This window comes from Flavobacterium sp. LK-23, assembly GCF_058135255.1.
Window position 1 is genome coordinate 23045 of record NZ_JBYUVT010000014.1, and the last position, 16304, is coordinate 39348.

The 16304-nt window shown below is 33.4% G+C and carries 14 protein-coding genes; 12 read left to right on the plus strand and 2 right to left on the minus strand.

Annotated elements, in window-relative coordinates:
• The first annotated feature begins 68 nt into the window (after positions 1 to 68).
• From dinB to AC3Y25_RS18020, 6 genes are all read left to right on the plus strand, one after another.
• Complete coding sequence (dinB, locus tag AC3Y25_RS17995; RefSeq protein ID WP_095928783.1) at positions 69 to 1250, plus strand: DNA polymerase IV; 1182 nt, start codon at positions 69 to 71, stop codon at positions 1248 to 1250.
• Positions 1250 to 4303 (plus strand): DNA polymerase III subunit alpha, encoded by a 3054-nt coding sequence (locus tag AC3Y25_RS18000; RefSeq protein ID WP_489903692.1) that lies wholly within the window; start codon positions 1250 to 1252, stop codon positions 4301 to 4303. The genes dinB and AC3Y25_RS18000 overlap by 1 nt, the downstream gene beginning before the upstream one ends.
• 386 nt (positions 4304 to 4689) lie before the next feature.
• On the plus strand, positions 4690 to 6072 hold the full coding sequence (locus AC3Y25_RS18005) for an exonuclease domain-containing protein (protein ID WP_489903693.1): 1383 nt from the start codon (positions 4690 to 4692) through the stop codon (positions 6070 to 6072).
• A gap of 39 nt (positions 6073 to 6111) precedes the next feature.
• Positions 6112 to 6738: an alpha-ketoglutarate-dependent dioxygenase AlkB family protein gene (locus tag AC3Y25_RS18010; RefSeq protein ID WP_379801257.1), complete on the plus strand. Its 627-nt coding sequence runs from the start codon at positions 6112 to 6114 to the stop codon at positions 6736 to 6738.
• Positions 6739 to 6899: 161 nt separating this feature from the next.
• Positions 6900 to 7361, plus strand: a complete 462-nt coding sequence (locus AC3Y25_RS18015) for a DUF1810 domain-containing protein (protein ID WP_427872439.1) — start codon at positions 6900 to 6902, stop codon at positions 7359 to 7361.
• Positions 7362 to 7519: 158 nt separating this feature from the next.
• A complete protein-coding gene (locus tag AC3Y25_RS18020; protein WP_379801253.1) occupies positions 7520 to 7921 on the plus strand; it encodes an MFS transporter in 402 nt (133 codons plus the stop codon).
• 86 nt (positions 7922 to 8007) lie between these two features.
• Here the strand turns inward: AC3Y25_RS18020 and AC3Y25_RS18025 are convergent, their stop codons facing one another.
• Positions 8008 to 9417: an APC family permease gene (locus AC3Y25_RS18025; protein ID WP_489903694.1), complete on the minus strand. Its 1410-nt coding sequence runs from the start codon at positions 9415 to 9417 to the stop codon at positions 8008 to 8010.
• Between the two features lie 273 nt (positions 9418 to 9690).
• On the opposite strand from AC3Y25_RS18025, the gene AC3Y25_RS18030 reads away from it, so the two are divergent.
• From AC3Y25_RS18030 to AC3Y25_RS18050, 5 genes are all read left to right on the plus strand, one after another.
• On the plus strand, positions 9691 to 9978 hold the full coding sequence (locus tag AC3Y25_RS18030) for a hypothetical protein (RefSeq protein WP_489903695.1): 288 nt from the start codon (positions 9691 to 9693) through the stop codon (positions 9976 to 9978).
• A gap of 3 nt (positions 9979 to 9981) precedes the next feature.
• Positions 9982 to 10380 (plus strand): DUF5958 family protein, encoded by a 399-nt coding sequence (locus AC3Y25_RS18035; protein WP_489903696.1) that lies wholly within the window; start codon positions 9982 to 9984, stop codon positions 10378 to 10380.
• Between the two features lie 106 nt (positions 10381 to 10486).
• Positions 10487 to 11245, plus strand: a complete 759-nt coding sequence (locus AC3Y25_RS18040; RefSeq protein ID WP_489903697.1) for a methyltransferase domain-containing protein — start codon at positions 10487 to 10489, stop codon at positions 11243 to 11245.
• A 416-nt stretch (positions 11246 to 11661) separates the two neighbouring features.
• Positions 11662 to 13086 carry a sensor histidine kinase gene (locus AC3Y25_RS18045; RefSeq protein ID WP_489903698.1) on the plus strand — a complete coding sequence of 475 codons (1425 nt, stop codon included), beginning with the start codon at positions 11662 to 11664 and terminating at the stop codon, positions 13084 to 13086.
• Positions 13076 to 13465 carry a response regulator gene (locus AC3Y25_RS18050; protein ID WP_489903699.1) on the plus strand — a complete coding sequence of 130 codons (390 nt, stop codon included), beginning with the start codon at positions 13076 to 13078 and terminating at the stop codon, positions 13463 to 13465. The genes AC3Y25_RS18045 and AC3Y25_RS18050 overlap by 11 nt, the downstream gene beginning before the upstream one ends.
• Here the strand turns inward: AC3Y25_RS18050 and AC3Y25_RS18055 are convergent.
• Entirely contained in the window at positions 13462 to 14616 is a 1155-nt protein-coding gene (locus AC3Y25_RS18055) for a C40 family peptidase (protein WP_489903700.1), read from the minus strand. The genes AC3Y25_RS18050 and AC3Y25_RS18055 overlap by 4 nt on opposite strands.
• A gap of 240 nt (positions 14617 to 14856) precedes the next feature.
• Here AC3Y25_RS18055 and AC3Y25_RS18060 point away from each other — a divergent pair, with 240 nt between their 5' ends.
• Positions 14857 to 16236, plus strand: a complete 1380-nt coding sequence (locus AC3Y25_RS18060) for a Kelch repeat-containing protein (protein ID WP_489903701.1) — start codon at positions 14857 to 14859, stop codon at positions 16234 to 16236.
• The last annotated feature ends 68 nt before the right edge of the window (positions 16237 to 16304 follow it).

A 16304-nucleotide genomic window follows, 5' to 3' on the forward strand; every position in this document is an offset into this window, starting at 1 on the left:
ACAGCAAATATACAAAAAAATGTTACCACCTGTACTAATTTTGTTTCATACAAAAACAATAAGGAAAAATGGCACGGGCAATTGTACATATGGATTTGGATACCTTTTTTGTATCCTGCGAACGACTCACCAATTCTGAACTTAATGATATTCCGCTTATTATTGGCGGAGGCGATCGTGGCGTTGTGGCTTCTTGTTCGTATGAAGCCCGCAAATTTGGTGTACGTTCTGCAATGCCTATTGCAATGGCAATGAAACTTTGCCCACAGGCAAAAGTCATGAAAGGAGATATGGAATTGTATTCGCGATTATCTCACGATGTCACAGAGATTCTCCAAGAAAAAGCACCTGTTTTAGAAAAAGCAAGTGTCGACGAATTTTATCTGGATATTACGGGAATGGATAAATTTCATGGAAGCTATAAATGGACAGATGAATTGGCACAAAAGGTAATTAAGGAAACTGGACTTCCGATCAGTTTTTCGTTATCGATCAACAAAACCGTTTCTAAAATCGCTACAGGCGAAGGTAAACCGGTAGGAAATCTTGAAATTCCAGAACATAAGGTACAGACTTTTTTGAATCCGCTTTCGATTCAGAAAATACCAATGGTCGGAACCGTAACTTTCCAACTCTTGTCCCGAATTGGTGTTCGTAAAATTCAGACTTTGGCCGAAATGCCTGCTGAGGTTTTACAGCAAATGATTGGAAAAAACGGCCTTGATATTTGGAAAAAAGCGAACGGAATCGATCATACACCTGTAGAACCATATAGCGAAAGAAAATCTATTTCTACAGAACATACTTTTTCTCAAGATACCATTGATATTGCAAAACTCAAAAGAGTGCTTTTGGGAATGGTCGAAAAACTGGCTTTTCAATTGCGTTCAGAACAATGGCTGACTTCAACAGTTACAGTTAAAATTCGTTATGCCAATTTTGATACCGAAACCAAACAATGCCGAGTTGCTTATACTTCAGCCGATCATATTTTGACTAAAAATGTAATGGAACTTTTTGAAAAAGTGTATCAGCGTCGTATGCGTCTGCGTCTAATTGGCGTTCGCTTCAGCGGATTGGTGCGCGGAACGTATCAAATTGATCTTTTTGAAGACACTCAGGAAATGCTTTCACTTTATGAAGCGATGGATAAAATGAAAAGCCGTTATGGTTTTGATGCCGTAATGCGCTGTGCCGGAGCTCATTTTAAACCAAATACTAAAGACGAAATTTTAAAACGTAAGAAATAATGTATCTCAATTGTCATTCTTATCATTCTCTGCGCTACGGCACGATTCCGCTTAAGGATTTGATTGCCGAAGCTGTTTTGCATGGAGTAAAATCAATGGCATTGACGGATATAAATACCGTTACCGGAATTTACGATTTTATAAAAGCGTGTCAGGAAAAAGAAATCAAACCTTTGATTGGAATGGAATTTCGATGCAATCATGAATTCCGATATATTGGTCTGGCGCAAAATACAGAAGGTTTAGCAGAAATGAACAGATTCTTAACTGACCATAATTTCAGCGGAGAAACTTTGCCTTTACGTGCTCCAAAATTCAAATCGGTTTTTGTGATCTATACTTTAGAAAATGCTCCAGAAACGCTTTTTGAAAATGAATTTATCGGAGTTCGCCCTGAAGAAGTTTCAAGTCTTTTGACTTCAAAACATAAAAATAAAATCTCCAAAATGGTGATTTTACAGCCTGTAACTTTTAGAAGTAAAAAAGAATACAACCTGCATAAAGTGCTTCGTGCTATTGATACGAATATTATTTTATCGAAACTTACGGAAGCTGATTATTGCAAAGTTTCTGATGTGATGAAACCTGTAGAATCGATTCTACCATTCTATGAAAAATATCCTGAAATCATTTTAAATACACAGCGCATCATTGACGATTGTAATTTTCAATATGATTTTTCAGCTAAAAGAAATAAAAAATTCTATACAGAAAACCGTCAAAAAGATTTAGAAAAACTGACCGAATTGGCTTGGGAAGGATTTGAAAAACGTTACGGAAACGAAAATATTGAAGCAAAAGCTCGTGTAGAAAAAGAATTAAAAGTTATTGACGAATTAGAATTCAGTGGTTATTTTTTAATTACTTGGGATATTATTCAATATAGCAATAGTCAAGGTTTTATGCACATTGGTCGCGGAAGCGGTGCCAACAGTATCATTGCCTATTGTCTCGGAATTACCGATATCTGCCCTATTGAACTCGATCTCTATTTTGAACGTTTTTTAAATCTAAATCGTAAAACACCACCTGATTTTGATATCGATTGGAGCTGGCAGGAACGTAATGTAATTTTAGAATATATCTTCAGAAAATACGGTAAAGATCACGTTGCTTTTTGTGGAACGAATGTCGAATTTAAATACAGATCTATTTTTAGAGAAGTTGGAAAAGTTTTCGGTCTTCCTAAAGAAGAATTAGATCTTTTGGCAAAAAATCCGGAAGAACTTCATCCAACCAATAAAATTGTAAAATTGGTTCAGGAATATGGACAAATGATGGGAAAATATCCCAATCAACGAAGCATGCATGCGTGTGGAATTCTGATTTCTGAAGAACCAATTACCAATTATACTCCTTTGGAAATGCCTCCAAAAGGTTTTCCAATTGTACTTTTTGACATGCATATTGCCGAAGAAATCGGTTTTGACAAATTCGATATTCTAAGCCAGCGTGGTATCGGACATATTGATGATAGCGTAAAATTGATTGAAAAAAATAGAGGTATAAAAGTAGACATTCGCAATACTTCTATTTCTAAAGATGAAGCGGTTTGCAATTCTTATTTGGCAAAAGGAGACACAATTGGCTGTTTTTATATCGAAAGCCCTGCGATGCGCGGGTTATTACGCCGATTGAATTGTGATAATTATAAAATTCTGGTGGCGGCTTCGTCTATTATTCGTCCTGGAGTTGCACAATCTGGAATGATGAAAGAGTATATTTTTCGTCATAATAATCCAAATCAGTTTGAATATTTTCATGAGGTTTTTAGAGAACATCTTGGCGAAACATATGGCATTATGGTGTATCAGGAAGATGTGATAAAAATTGCCCAGCATTACGGCGGACTTCCTGCTCCTGATGGTGATATTCTTCGTCGCGCCATGTCAGGAAAAGGAAGATCTCTAGAAGCACTTCAGAAAGTAAAAGATAATTTCTTTGCAAGCTGCGCGCAAAAAGGGCATCCAGAAGCTTTGAGTCAGGAAATTTACCGCCAGATTGAATCTTTTGCGGGCTATTCTTTCTGCAAGGCGCACTCGGCTTCTTATGCCGTTGAGAGCTATCAGAGTTTGTATTTGAAAGTTAATTATCCTGTAGAATTTATGACAGCGGTAATCAATAACCAAGGCGGATTTTATAGAACCGAAGTTTATGTACACGAAGCTAGAATGTCGGGCGGAACTGTCCATAATCCGTGTGTGAATAAAAGCGAATATCAAACGACTTTGTACGGAACCGATATTTATTTAGGGTTTATGCACTTGCAGAGTTTAGAATCTAAAATTGCGAATTTAATAGCATCAGAAAGAGAGAAAAACGGCGATTATCTTTCTCTGGAAAATTTCATCAATCGCATTCCAATTGGAATTGAAGGCGTTAAAGTTCTCATTTTTATTGGTGCTTTTCGCTTTACAGGAAAAACAAAAAATCAGCTTTTGATTAGTGCGAGTTTGCTTTTAAACAATTTTAAACCCGAAAATCGAAATTTGATGCTTTTGCAAGAACCGGTAAAAGAATTCAAATTACCTGTTTTGGAACGTTCTATTTTTGAAGATGCTTTTGATGAAATCGAATTGCTGAGTTTTCCTGTTTCTTGTACGGTTTTCGATCTTTTACAAACCAAACATAGAGGCGATATTATGGCAAAAGATTTAGTAAAATACCATAAAAAACAAGTTAGAATGCTGGCCTATCTCATTTCCAGAAAACACGTCCCGACCAAAAAAGGTTCGATGTATTTTGGAACTTGGATCGATCATGAAGGCACTTATTTTGATACGGCACATTTTCCAGATAGTCTTGCAAAACATCCTTTTCAGGGTGGAGGCTGTTATCTTTTGTTAGGAAATGTTGAGGTCGACTATCATTTTCCGACCATTACGATTCTCAAAATGGCCAAAATGCCTTTTATTCCAGATCCACGATATATGGATTCTAAAGATCAATACAAAACACAAAATCAGATAAAGGAAGATGTTAGTTTAACGCATCGAGCGCCTTATCCGCAAGGACATGAAATTAATCTTCCGAGACATCGAATGAAGTTTTAGTCTTCAGTGTTCAGAATTTAGTGTTCAGTCACAGTCTCAGTTTTCAGTCGCGGTATTCAGAATACTGAACATTTTTGACTGAATACTAATTTTTACTAAACGCCAAAAATTGCTCGCAAAGACGCAAAAGCGCAAAGTTTAATTTAAAAAACTTAAAAAAGAAAATGCTTTGCGCTTTTGCGACTTTGCGAGATTAAAAAATAGAAATAACTAAAGAACAACTTAAGTTATACACATAATGAAGAAAGAAGATATAAGCCTTATCCGTAAGGACATGAAGTCACGGTATTCAGAATACTGAACATTGTGACTGAAAACTGAACACTAAATTCTGAACACTGAACACTAAAAAAAAATAACTAAAGAACAACTTACGTTATACACAAATGAAGAAGCAAGAATATGCCATAGTCGATATTGAAACCACAGGCGGAAATGCCAGTGGAAGCCGTATTACAGAAATTGCCATTATTATTCATGACGGTACAAATGTATTGGATCGTTATGAAACACTTGTAAATCCTGAACAGGACATACCTCCTTCTATTTTTGGATTGACAGGAATTAACAATGAAATGGTAGCCAATGCGCCCATTTTTGATGATATTTCAGAGAAAGTTTTGGAAATGCTTACCGATCGTGTTTTTGTTGCGCACAACGTGAACTTTGATTATTCGTTCGTTCATCATCAACTGGAGCAGGCTGGTTTTAAATGGTCGGCAAAAAAGCTTTGTACAGTTCGTGCAGCTCGAAAAATCAAACCTGGACTGGGTTCGTATAGTTTAGGAAATCTGTGCAATTCTTTAAATATATCTTTAGAAAACAGACACCGTGCCGGCGGAGATGCCGATGCGACTGCTCTTTTATTTTCGCTTTTATTGGAATGGGACGATGCTGGAGAAATTGATAAAATGATCAAGAAAACAGCGCAAGATCAGCGTTTGCCACCCAATTTACCACAAGAAGATTTTAATAATTTACCTGACAAACCAGGAGTCTATTATTTTTATAATCAGGCAAAAAAAGTGATTTATGTTGGAAAAGCAATCAACTTAAAAAAGCGTGTCACTTCTCATTTTACAGGAAACAATATCAAACCGCAAAGACAGCATTTTTTAAGAGATATTCACGGAATTTCTTTTGAAGTCTGCGCTACCGAACTCATGGCGCTTCTTTTAGAATGTACGGAAATCAAAAAACTTTGGCCCACTTATAATAGAGCCTTAAAACGTTTTGAAGCCAAATTTGGCATTTATCAATACGAAGCTCGAAACGGCTATAAATATTTGGCAGTTGGTAAATTGAGTAAATTTCAGACTTGTATTCATGAGTTTAATAGCCAATACGATGGCATTAATTTATTGCGAACTCTAGCCGAGCATTTTGAAATCGATCATCGTTTTTGCAAATATACAAGACCCGAAGAAGGCGAATTTTTCCAAAATAATGAAACCAAAGATTTACCAGACGTTTCATTTCATAACGAACAAGTTGACAATGCTATTGAATTTTTATTGAATAACAGACCAAGTTTTGCCATTATAGACAAAGGACGTTCTAGAGACGAAAGAAGCTGCATTTGGATCGAAAATGGTCATTTTCATGGAATGGGATACATTCCGAGAGATGTTGCCATCAACGATTCTGATGAAGTAAAAAATTATGTTACCCCTTATAAAAGCAATCAATATATTGAACAGTTAATTTTTGCTTACGCAGAAAAACATCCGAGAAAAATATTCTTTAACAAACAACTTTTCATTTCCTAAACCAATAAAAAATAGAGCTGTAAAACTAAAATCTGAATTATGACACTATTTAGCGACACCGAATTATTTACTACAGGTTTGGGAGGGAAAAAAGTATTTGACATTCCAGATTCTGAATTAATTTTAATCGATAACTTTTTCACCAAAGAAGAATCTGATGCTTTTTACGAAAGAATACTTCGCAAAACCAAATGGAGAGAATATGAAATGGAAATTTATGATAAAACTTATACCGTTCCGCGAATGATTTCTTGGTATGAAGATAAAGATAATCCTGGCGCAGATCCAAACGGACCAGATTGGACTTATGAATTGTTAAAAATTAGAGGCCGTGTAGAAAAAGAAACACAGCTTGATTTTAATACCGTATTATTGAATTTATACCGAGACGGAAATGATGGCGTAGGTTGGCATAGCGACAAAGAACATAATACCGGACCAAATCCTATTATTGCTTCCGTTACTTTTGGAGAAACGAGAATGTTTAAACTTCGCCATAAATTCAGAAAAGAAATTCCTCCAATTGAGATTCCGCTTCATCATGGATCTTTTTTATTGATGGCTGGAACTACTAATAGTTTTTGGCAACATCAAGTTCCAAAAACGGCTCGTGATGTTTTGCCAAGGATCAATCTTACCTTTAGAAGAACCAATCGAAATCTTTGATTTTTATAGCATTGAATCTTTAAAAAGAAGCAATTTTTACTCAAAACAACGTAAGATATTCCTTCTTTAAAAAGTTAAAACATGCACTATATGAACCTTTTACTAGGCAAAACCTATCTTTTTTACTATTTTTGCAACCTTTTTTAAAATACAATACCGTAATGGCTTATTCGAACAATGATTTAGCGCGTTTCTTAGACGCACAGAACAAACTTTATCTTACCGCTCTTTCTGAAATCAGTAAAGGGAAAAAAGAAACACACTGGATGTGGTTCATTTTCCCGCAAATAAAAGGCTTAGGAAAAAGCGATACTGCAAATCTTTATGCCATTAATGATTTAAAAGAAGCTACAGATTATTTGGAGCATCCAATTTTGGGAAAACATTTAATTGAAATTTCAGAGTTGTTTTTGACTTTTAAAATGAAATCGGCTGACGGAATTTTAGGAGATTTAGATGCTCGAAAATTGCGTTCATGTATGACTTTGTTTTCTTTGGTTGAAAATGCAAATCCGATATTTCAGGAAATTTTGGACGCTTTCTTCTCTGGAGAAACCGATCCGCTTACTTTGTCTATTATTAATTCAACTATAAAATCTGTTGATGAACCAGTTACCATATAACTAGAGTTTTCGACGATTATTTACATTTAAAAGACACTAATTATAGTGTCTTTTTTTTGTTTGCAAACTTAGCAGTTTAGTAAAACTCAAACATAAATCATTCATTTAAAAAGAATTAATCTTAAATTGCATGATCAACCTCAAATCTAAACCAAATTATGACCGAAAAAATCAAAGCTTTACAAATTATCCATCTTGGCATTTGCGCAGGAACCATTATCGCTTATTTTATTGTGGGCGATATTTCGCTAGAAACACTACAAGTTCCAACTGTCGATTCTGCTTCCATAATATATCTTGCAATTCCTGTTCTAGCTTTTGTTTTGAGTAGCATATTATTTAAAGCACAATTAAAACAGATTGACCCAAAGCTAAAACTTGAAGACAAATTGCCTATCTATCAAACAGCTTCAATTATGCGATGGGCAGTTTTGGAAGGCGCTGCTTTTATTATTTTATTTCTGAAACCCGATTTTATACTATTTGGAATTCTTCTCATTATCTATCTTCTTTTTCTAAGGCCAACAGAAGAAAAAATTAATAACGATTTATCCAATTAGTAAACCGTACATACCTTAATAAAAAAGCATCTTGAAAATCAAGATGCTTTTTTATTAAGTAATTTTCCAACTTCAAATAGAAAATATTATTCGCTTGGTTTGGTTAAATAGTAAACTGGAATTCCAGTTAACATAATTAATACTCCCCAGCCACAGGTTGAAAATTTTGTAATTAATAACGAAACACAAATTGCTGATGCTACAATAATATATACCATTGGCAAAAACGGATATCCAAAAGCTTTATAAGGTCTTTCTACATGTGGCATTTTTTTTCTTAGAATAAAAATTCCGTAAATAGTCAAAATGTAAAAAATCAGTACAATGATAATTACAAAATCTAATAAATCGCCATACTTCCCTGTTAGACATAAAGCCGAGGCCCAAACACATTGCGCCCAAAGTGCCCAAGCAGGAACACTCGAACTATTTAAAACAGCTGCTTTTTTGAAAAACAAACCATCTTTTGCCATTGTATAATATACTCTTGCTCCAGCCATAATTAATCCGTTGTTGCAGGCAAAAGTCGAAATCATGATCATAATTGCGATAATCAAAGCCCCAATATTTCCAAAAATATAATCTGAAGCCACAACTGCAACACGATCAAACTTTGCCGTTGCAATTTCGTCAAACGGAATTACAGCCAAATACATCAGATTTGTCACAACATACAGAGAAGTTACAATAAAAGTTCCTAGAAACAGGCTAAGACCAACATTTCGCTTCGGATTTTTAATTTCACCAGCGATAAAAGTCACACCATTCCAAGCATCGCTAGAAAACAATGATCCAACCATTGCTGCCGAAATTCCAGAGATCAAAGCCGTTCCGCTAATTGGAAGCCATGAACCGCTTTCTTTGTCAAATGTTCTTGTACTCCATCCGTCTGCCCAGTTTGCATCCCAAACAGAAGCTTTCGCGGCAAGCGTTAATCCAAAAATGACTAACCCAAGAAGCGATAAAATTTTAATTATGGTTAAAACGGTTTGTAGAATTTTTCCGTTTTTCACTCCACGACTATTAATAAAAGTCAGAATGATAATGGTTAAAATCGAAACTAGCTGTGCTGCATTCAGTTTAAAAGCGCCTAATTCGTAAAGAATATTTTCATCACTTAACGGCTCATACAAATAAGCTGCAAATTTTGAAAAAGCCACTCCTACTGCCGCGATAGTTCCAGTCTGAATAACCGCAAAAAAACTCCAGCCGTATAAAAAGGCGATCAGCTTGTTGTAGGCTTCTTTCAGGTACACATATTGTCCTCCTGCTTTTGGGAACATCGCACTCAATTCGCCGTAACTAACTGCTGCGACAACAGTAATAAATCCAGACAAAAGCCAGATCAATGTAAGCCATCCCGCCGAGCCCACTTGTCGGGCTATATCGGCGCTTACAATAAATATCCCGGATCCGATCATAGAGCCAACCACAAGCATGGTTCCGTCTAAGAGGCCGAGTTCTCTTTTAAAATGTTCTTGGTCGTTTTCTTGCATTTTTATTGGTTTAGGTTGGCTAAAGATATACTTTTTTTGGAAATCATAATCTTTAATTTATAAATTCTATAAATTCTTAAAAAAGATCATATTTAGCAAGATTTAGCCCTAATCTTTATTAAAAATAGTTTGGGCGTATCCCTTCGGGTCGGGCTATTCACTGTATCTTTTATGGTGAACCCCACCATAAAAGGATGCCGTTCCTATCCCTTACGCAAACAACGACAACAAGACAAAAATCTTTTTTATATTTGGCAGCTAAAACCAATTAATATGAACCAAAAAATAGTTTTCAGATTATTAATTTTTATTACTCTTTTCTTCATCATTTATCTATTACAGAATAACTTCAAGCAACATAAAATTCAAAAAACTAACAAAGCTATTGAGCAATTTTATACTCAATTAGACGAACGTTATATTGGTGATTATATGCAAATCCAAAGAGATTTACAGCAAATATTTTTAAATAATGAATTAACTGAGAGCCAAAAGAAAAGACTCTTATTTACTCAAGACAGCTTGAGAATAGAATTTGGAAAGTCAATTCAAAAGAAATAAGAATTGAAAGATATAGAAATGCTTATTAACAAAATTGCTCAAGATAAAGTAGATTTTCATCTTGGATTGCATATTTTGCTAGAAGAAGAGTACAGTTTTAAAGAGCTTTTTAATACTCTACATAACTATATTATCAATTCCATTCCAAACAAAACAGATTATAATTCAGAAGCGTATCAAAGAGCAATAAATAGTATTCCACTAAAACCAACTTTCACGCCAATTATAATCTTAAAAAGTTTCTCCACTAAAATTGCTTTCTATAAATTGGCTTCACTGCCAGAAAATGAAAATAAAAAAGTAATAACCTCTTTACTTTGGATATTTAAAATTACAGATAAAGAAAGAAGAAATACAGAATGCAAAAACGGTTGCGGTCATCTTTGGCATGAATTAGAATAACTTTAAATAAGTTTTTCAATTTTAAATTGAAAAACAACAGAACGATCTTTTTCCCTTGGTTTTGAAGCATTAGAATTTTTCATTAATTTTAAATAAAAACAGCATCATGACTTGGGATCCAAAAAAATACAACGAATTTAAAGAAGAACGTTCTAAACCTTTTCATGATCTTACAAGTCATATTGTTGACAAACCCAATCTGAAAGTTATAGACCTGGGGTGTGGAACGGGTGAACTTACCCAAAAATTATATCAAAAACTTACCAATCCATTTGTTTTGGGTATCGATAATTCTGCTGAAATGTTGACGAAAGCTCCAATACAAGAAAATCTTGAGTTTAAAGATAAAACCATTTTAGAACAGATTGCTGACGAAACCAAATGGGATTTGATTTTTTCAAATGCCGCATTACAATGGATTGATAATCATTATGAGCTTTTCCCAAAAATTATATCACGCATTAATTCAGGCGGACAGCTGGCGGTTCAGATGCCACAGCAAAATGAAAATATCCTCAATAAAATACTTTTCCAATTGGTGCAAGAAGAGCCCTTTACATCGTATCTTAAAAATTGGACACGTCCTTCACCAGTATTGACTTTAGATGAATATGCCAAAATCCTTTTCGAAAATGGCGGTACAGATTTGGTTCTGTATGAGAAAGTTTATCCTATTATTTCTACTAAAAAAGATGACTTTTTTGAGTTCATTTCGGGTTCTGCCTTAACTGTTTATCAAGAAAGATTGAATGAGCAGGAATTTACTGCTTCAACAACAGAATTTAAGAAAAGAATAGATGCTTATTTCCCTTCAGTTCCTTCAATCTATGCATTTAGACGATTGATTATTTACGCTAAATTTTAAAAAGACGATTCACTGAGTCAGCCTTTAATCTTTAAACAAAAACAATTCTTGTTTTTGTTTATTTTGATAGCTTATAAATTCGTTTTTTCACTTCAAAATTGAAATCAAAAGTTGCTTTCTTTCAACAATATTCCAATAAAAAAGCCTTCAAAAAAGCACAACGAATTAACCGCCAAATACTTAAACAAAATTATTTAGAATGGAAATATTTTTGTTTCGTATCTTTTTTTTTTCTTAAAACCATAAGATAAATTTTACTATATTTGAGATAATCATTACAAAAGCATTTATAAAGAGCAAAATACCTTAACAAGTGTTTAATGTTAAATATAGATTAATTTCCCCAAATAATTATTTATTCATACTGACAAAAAACGCAAAAGGCACTTTTTCATTAACCTACTAATTTTAAGATTATGTCTAAACTGCAAGCTTTAAAAAACTTTCGTTTCCCAAATGTTTTCATCCTTATTTTAATCGTTTTTATTTCGTGTGCATTGCTAATCTGCATCAATTTTTTTACAATTAAAATCTTATCTGCTAATAGAGCTTATGTAAACGGGGAATCACATTATTCGAAAGGACAAAAAGATGCATCAAGACATTTAATTACCTATTTATTCACCAAAAACCATACACAATGGAAATTGTTTCTTGAAGAATTAAAAGTACCGCAAGGAGATGGTATTGCAAGAATCACCCTTTTGAAAGCTGGAGACAATAAAGTTGCTCGCAATGGATTTTTAATTGGCCGAAATCACGAAGATGATCTAGATGATCTTATCTGGCTATTCGAAAATTTTAAAAATGTCAGCTTTTTATCTAAAGCCATAAAAGAATGGGGAGAAGGAGACAAATTAATCTTTGATTTATTTGTTATCGGCCAGCAGATTAATGCAAAAATCGAACATAATATTTTAACCTCAACAGATCAGAAAAAACACTTAAAGCAAATTAGCTCAATAAGTGACCAATTAACCATTAACCAACGTAATTTTTCTAATACGCTTGGTGAAGGAACCCGAAAAATAAAGGATTTACTAATTATTACAAACATCTTTTTTATTCTGGTTATAATCTGCAGCGTTTGTCTTTATTATTCGATAATGGTCAAAAGACTACTGATTTCGAAGAAAGAAACGGAAGTGAAAAATGAAAATCTGATTATTGTAAATCGCGAATTGGATCGATTTGTTTACAGTGCCTCTCACGACTTGAGATCTCCAATTACTTCTTTAAAAGGCCTTATCGAAATAACAGCATTGGAGGACGATGCACAACAGGTTCGGAACTATTTAGAAATGATGCATCAAAGTCTTGAAAGGCAGGATCAATTTATTAGCGACATTATTGATTATTCTAAAAACAAAAGAAAAGAGATAATCTTGGAACCCGTAAGCCTGAAAGAGTTGTGCAATGAAGCCATCCTTCAATTAATGCATATTGAAAATGCAAACAAAATTAAATTCACGCAAGAACTTTTAGTAGATCAGATTGAAAGTGACGGTCTTCGTTTAAAAATAATCATCAACAACCTACTCTCGAATGCTATAAAGTATGCAGATTGCAGCAAACAAGAAATGTTTATCACCATAAGAACCTATTTTAGCGAAGGCTTAAATAAAATTGAAGTAACAGATAACGGAATTGGAATTCATGACGATCATAAAGCCAATATTTTTGATATGTATTTTGGAACAAACAAAAATAAAGGTTCAGGATTAGGCCTATATATTGTAAAAGAAGCTGTTGAAAATATCAAAGGAGATATTTCTGTTTTTTCAGAAAGCAGTGTTGGAAGTAAATTTATAGTAACAATACCAAGTTCATATGCCGTATAAATCTCAATTTATAATTATAGAAGACAATTTGATTGATCAATTTGTCACTAAAAAATTACTTAAAAAAGGGCTCGACATTAATCCTATCTACATAGCTAATAACGGACGAGAAGGAATTAATTGGATACTAAAGCATCAGCCTCAAAACACTTTGATTATTCTTTTAGACATTCAAATGCCTATTATGAATGGTTTTGAATTTTTGGAAGAATTTGACAGATTACCAGAAAATTTAAAAGAAAGAACCGAAATTTTCGTGCTTTCTTCGACTTTAGATATCGATGAAATTAAAAAAGTCAAAGAGAACAAATATGTGTCTGACTTTTGGACCAAACCTTTTAGATTAGAAATATTGAAAAATGCTTTTCTAGAAGCTTAATTTAAAACGCGATTTACTTGAGAAAAAGCTCTTGTATAATATGGTTCTTTTGTCGAAGAAATCATAACCCCGCCATGAGTTGATGAATGTACAAATTTAATCTCACCATCAACATTTTCAACAACCATACCTACATGATTTATATGACGTCTGCCGTTGGTTCTAAAGAAAATCAAATCGCCTTTTTGAGCCTCATCTGAAGCAACTTTTGTTCCTATTCGAGATTGCTCTATTGAGCTTCTCGGCAATTTAATATCAAAATTACCAAAAGTACAGAACATTAATCCCGAACAGTCGAAACCTGCTTTTGTTGTTCCGCCTGATCTATATCTAATACCTATATTCTCAGTTGCACTTGCTATTATCTGATCAATTAATCCAGAATAATCTCCTGTCCTTACAACAGTTGAATCTCTTTTTATTTCTGGAGCAGCTTGAGCTACTTGATTAGAAGGAGTATCTATTTGTGAATTATTATCTTGTAATGCTTTTGCAGACTGAATTGCATCTGCTTTTTCTTTTGGAACTCGAATCTTCAACAAATACCCAACAGGAACTTTTCCTTTAATTGAGGGATTCTGACGTTCTAATTCTGCAACTGTAATACCATATTCTTTAGAAATGCCGTATTTTGTTTCTTTAGCTTTTACTTCTCTATAAAGTTCTACATCTGTCGAAACCGCTTCAGCAACTGTTTCTACTGGCTTTTCATTAATTGAAACTATATTATTAGAAGGAATAATAATTTGCTGTCCTATTTTTAAGCCTTCGGTTTCCAGAGATGGATTTGCTTTCTTTAGATCATCAACAGAAACATTATATTTTTTAGAAATTCCCCAAAGCGTTTCTTTTGAGGCTACTTCGTGAGTTCCAGAAGTATTAAGAGGAGTATCGTTTACTGCAATTTCTTCATTTTTTGACTTTGTCTTTGCAGTACTTTTGTTTTTATTCGGAATTAAAAGTGTCGAGTTTAGTTTTAATACCTTGGGAGCATTCGGGTTTGCATCTGCAATATCCTTTACTTTCACTCCATATTTTTTAGCAATAACAGAAAGATTTTCCCCTTTTGAGATCTTATGCTTAATGAAATTATCCTGTGCAAAAGCTCCAACACTGAAAAAAAACAACACTATTATTAACCGATAAATCATACTCTCTTATTAAAGTTTTTACACTTTTTTAAATTATACATTTATTTCAACTCAAAAAAAGCAAATATATTGCCTAAAAAGCGAATTTAACTTTTTAAAGTAGAAAAATCGGTATTTTTAACAATTATTTTACCTCAAATTAACAGCCTCGGCATAAAAATTGAGCCAACTTTTTGAAAAGCAGTTTTTTATAAAAAACAACCTTTTTAAAAATTTCTAACCAAACTAAAACCTAAGATTGTGAAAAAATTACTCTACATTGTCATTTTATTGCCTTTTATTACAAATGCGCAAACAATAAGCGGAATTGTTAAATCTGAAACTACCAATTTACCAATTGAAGATGCAAACATATATGCACTACGAGCTCAAATAGGAACCATAACCAATGACATTGGAGAGTTTTCATTAAGCAAAGCAAAAGCAAGCGATACACTCCAGGTATCACATATTGGCTACCTAACAGCAAAAATTGCAATTGCTGATTTTAAAAAGTCAAATTTTATCATAGCGCTTAAAGAAGACATTGAAACTCTTAACAATGTAGAAATCACAAATCGTCAGACCAAATTAAAATCTCAACTTGACTTTACTAAGCTTGAATCTTTAAATAATGTTCTATATTCTTTTGGTTCGACAGTCGTAAATGGCAAAATTTACATCATAGGCGGTGACATCAGCGAAGAAGAGAATGTACTAAAGATTTTAAAGGAAAGAAGCATAAGCTATGACAACGATCCTAACTTCCAAAAAAAATATCTACAATTACTTCAAATGCAAGTAGCCAAAAAATTTTACAGGGAAGACTTGCTTATTTACGATCCTAAAACAAATGTATGGGAGAAATCAAATACAAAATTCAAGAGAAGAGCTTATCATAATGTAAATTGCTACAACAATACACTTTATGTTTTAGGAGGTAAAAGAATGTCTACAAACCAAAAATTTGAATATTTAGAAAACGAAATTGAAGTTTTTGACCTTAATAAAAACTCGATTACCATTGACAAAACCAATCCTCATATGGCTGCAGACTTTGCTTCTTTTGTCTATAAAGACAATATTATTGTCATGGGTGGCTCTACAAAAAAGACCGAAAAGGGAGAAAAAACTTTTACAGACAAAGTGCATATGTACAACATCACTTCTGGATTATGGTATGAGCTAGAAAAAATGCCAGTTGCCAAAGAAGTAAAAGGAGTTTTGATTGGCGATAAAATTTTTACCGTTGGAAATAATGACAACAAAAGCTTATCTGAGATTCAGAGTTTTGATTTAACAAATGAAACTTGGAAAAATGAAGCAACTCTAATTTCTCATTTAGAAAATCCAGCAATTGCTTACAATGTTGATGACATTTACCTTTTTGAAGATGGGAAGCTTTCAATCTACAATACAAAATCAAAACAAATTAAAGAATACTTTGCTGATCTTCAATTAAGAGATGCCACCATGCATCTTATAGACAACAAATTGTATATTCTTGGAGGCTATTCATTTGGTTCGTTCATGAAAATTCCTTCATCAAAAGTGTACAGTATTTCTATTGACGAATTTGACACTACCGCACCAAACCGTATTAGAATTTTATCTCAAAATAATGTTGCTCAAAGAAACTAACTCATGATAAAAATGCTCTGCAAAAAACAGGGCATTTTTTTATGTCTTATTTTTAAAATAGAAGTAAA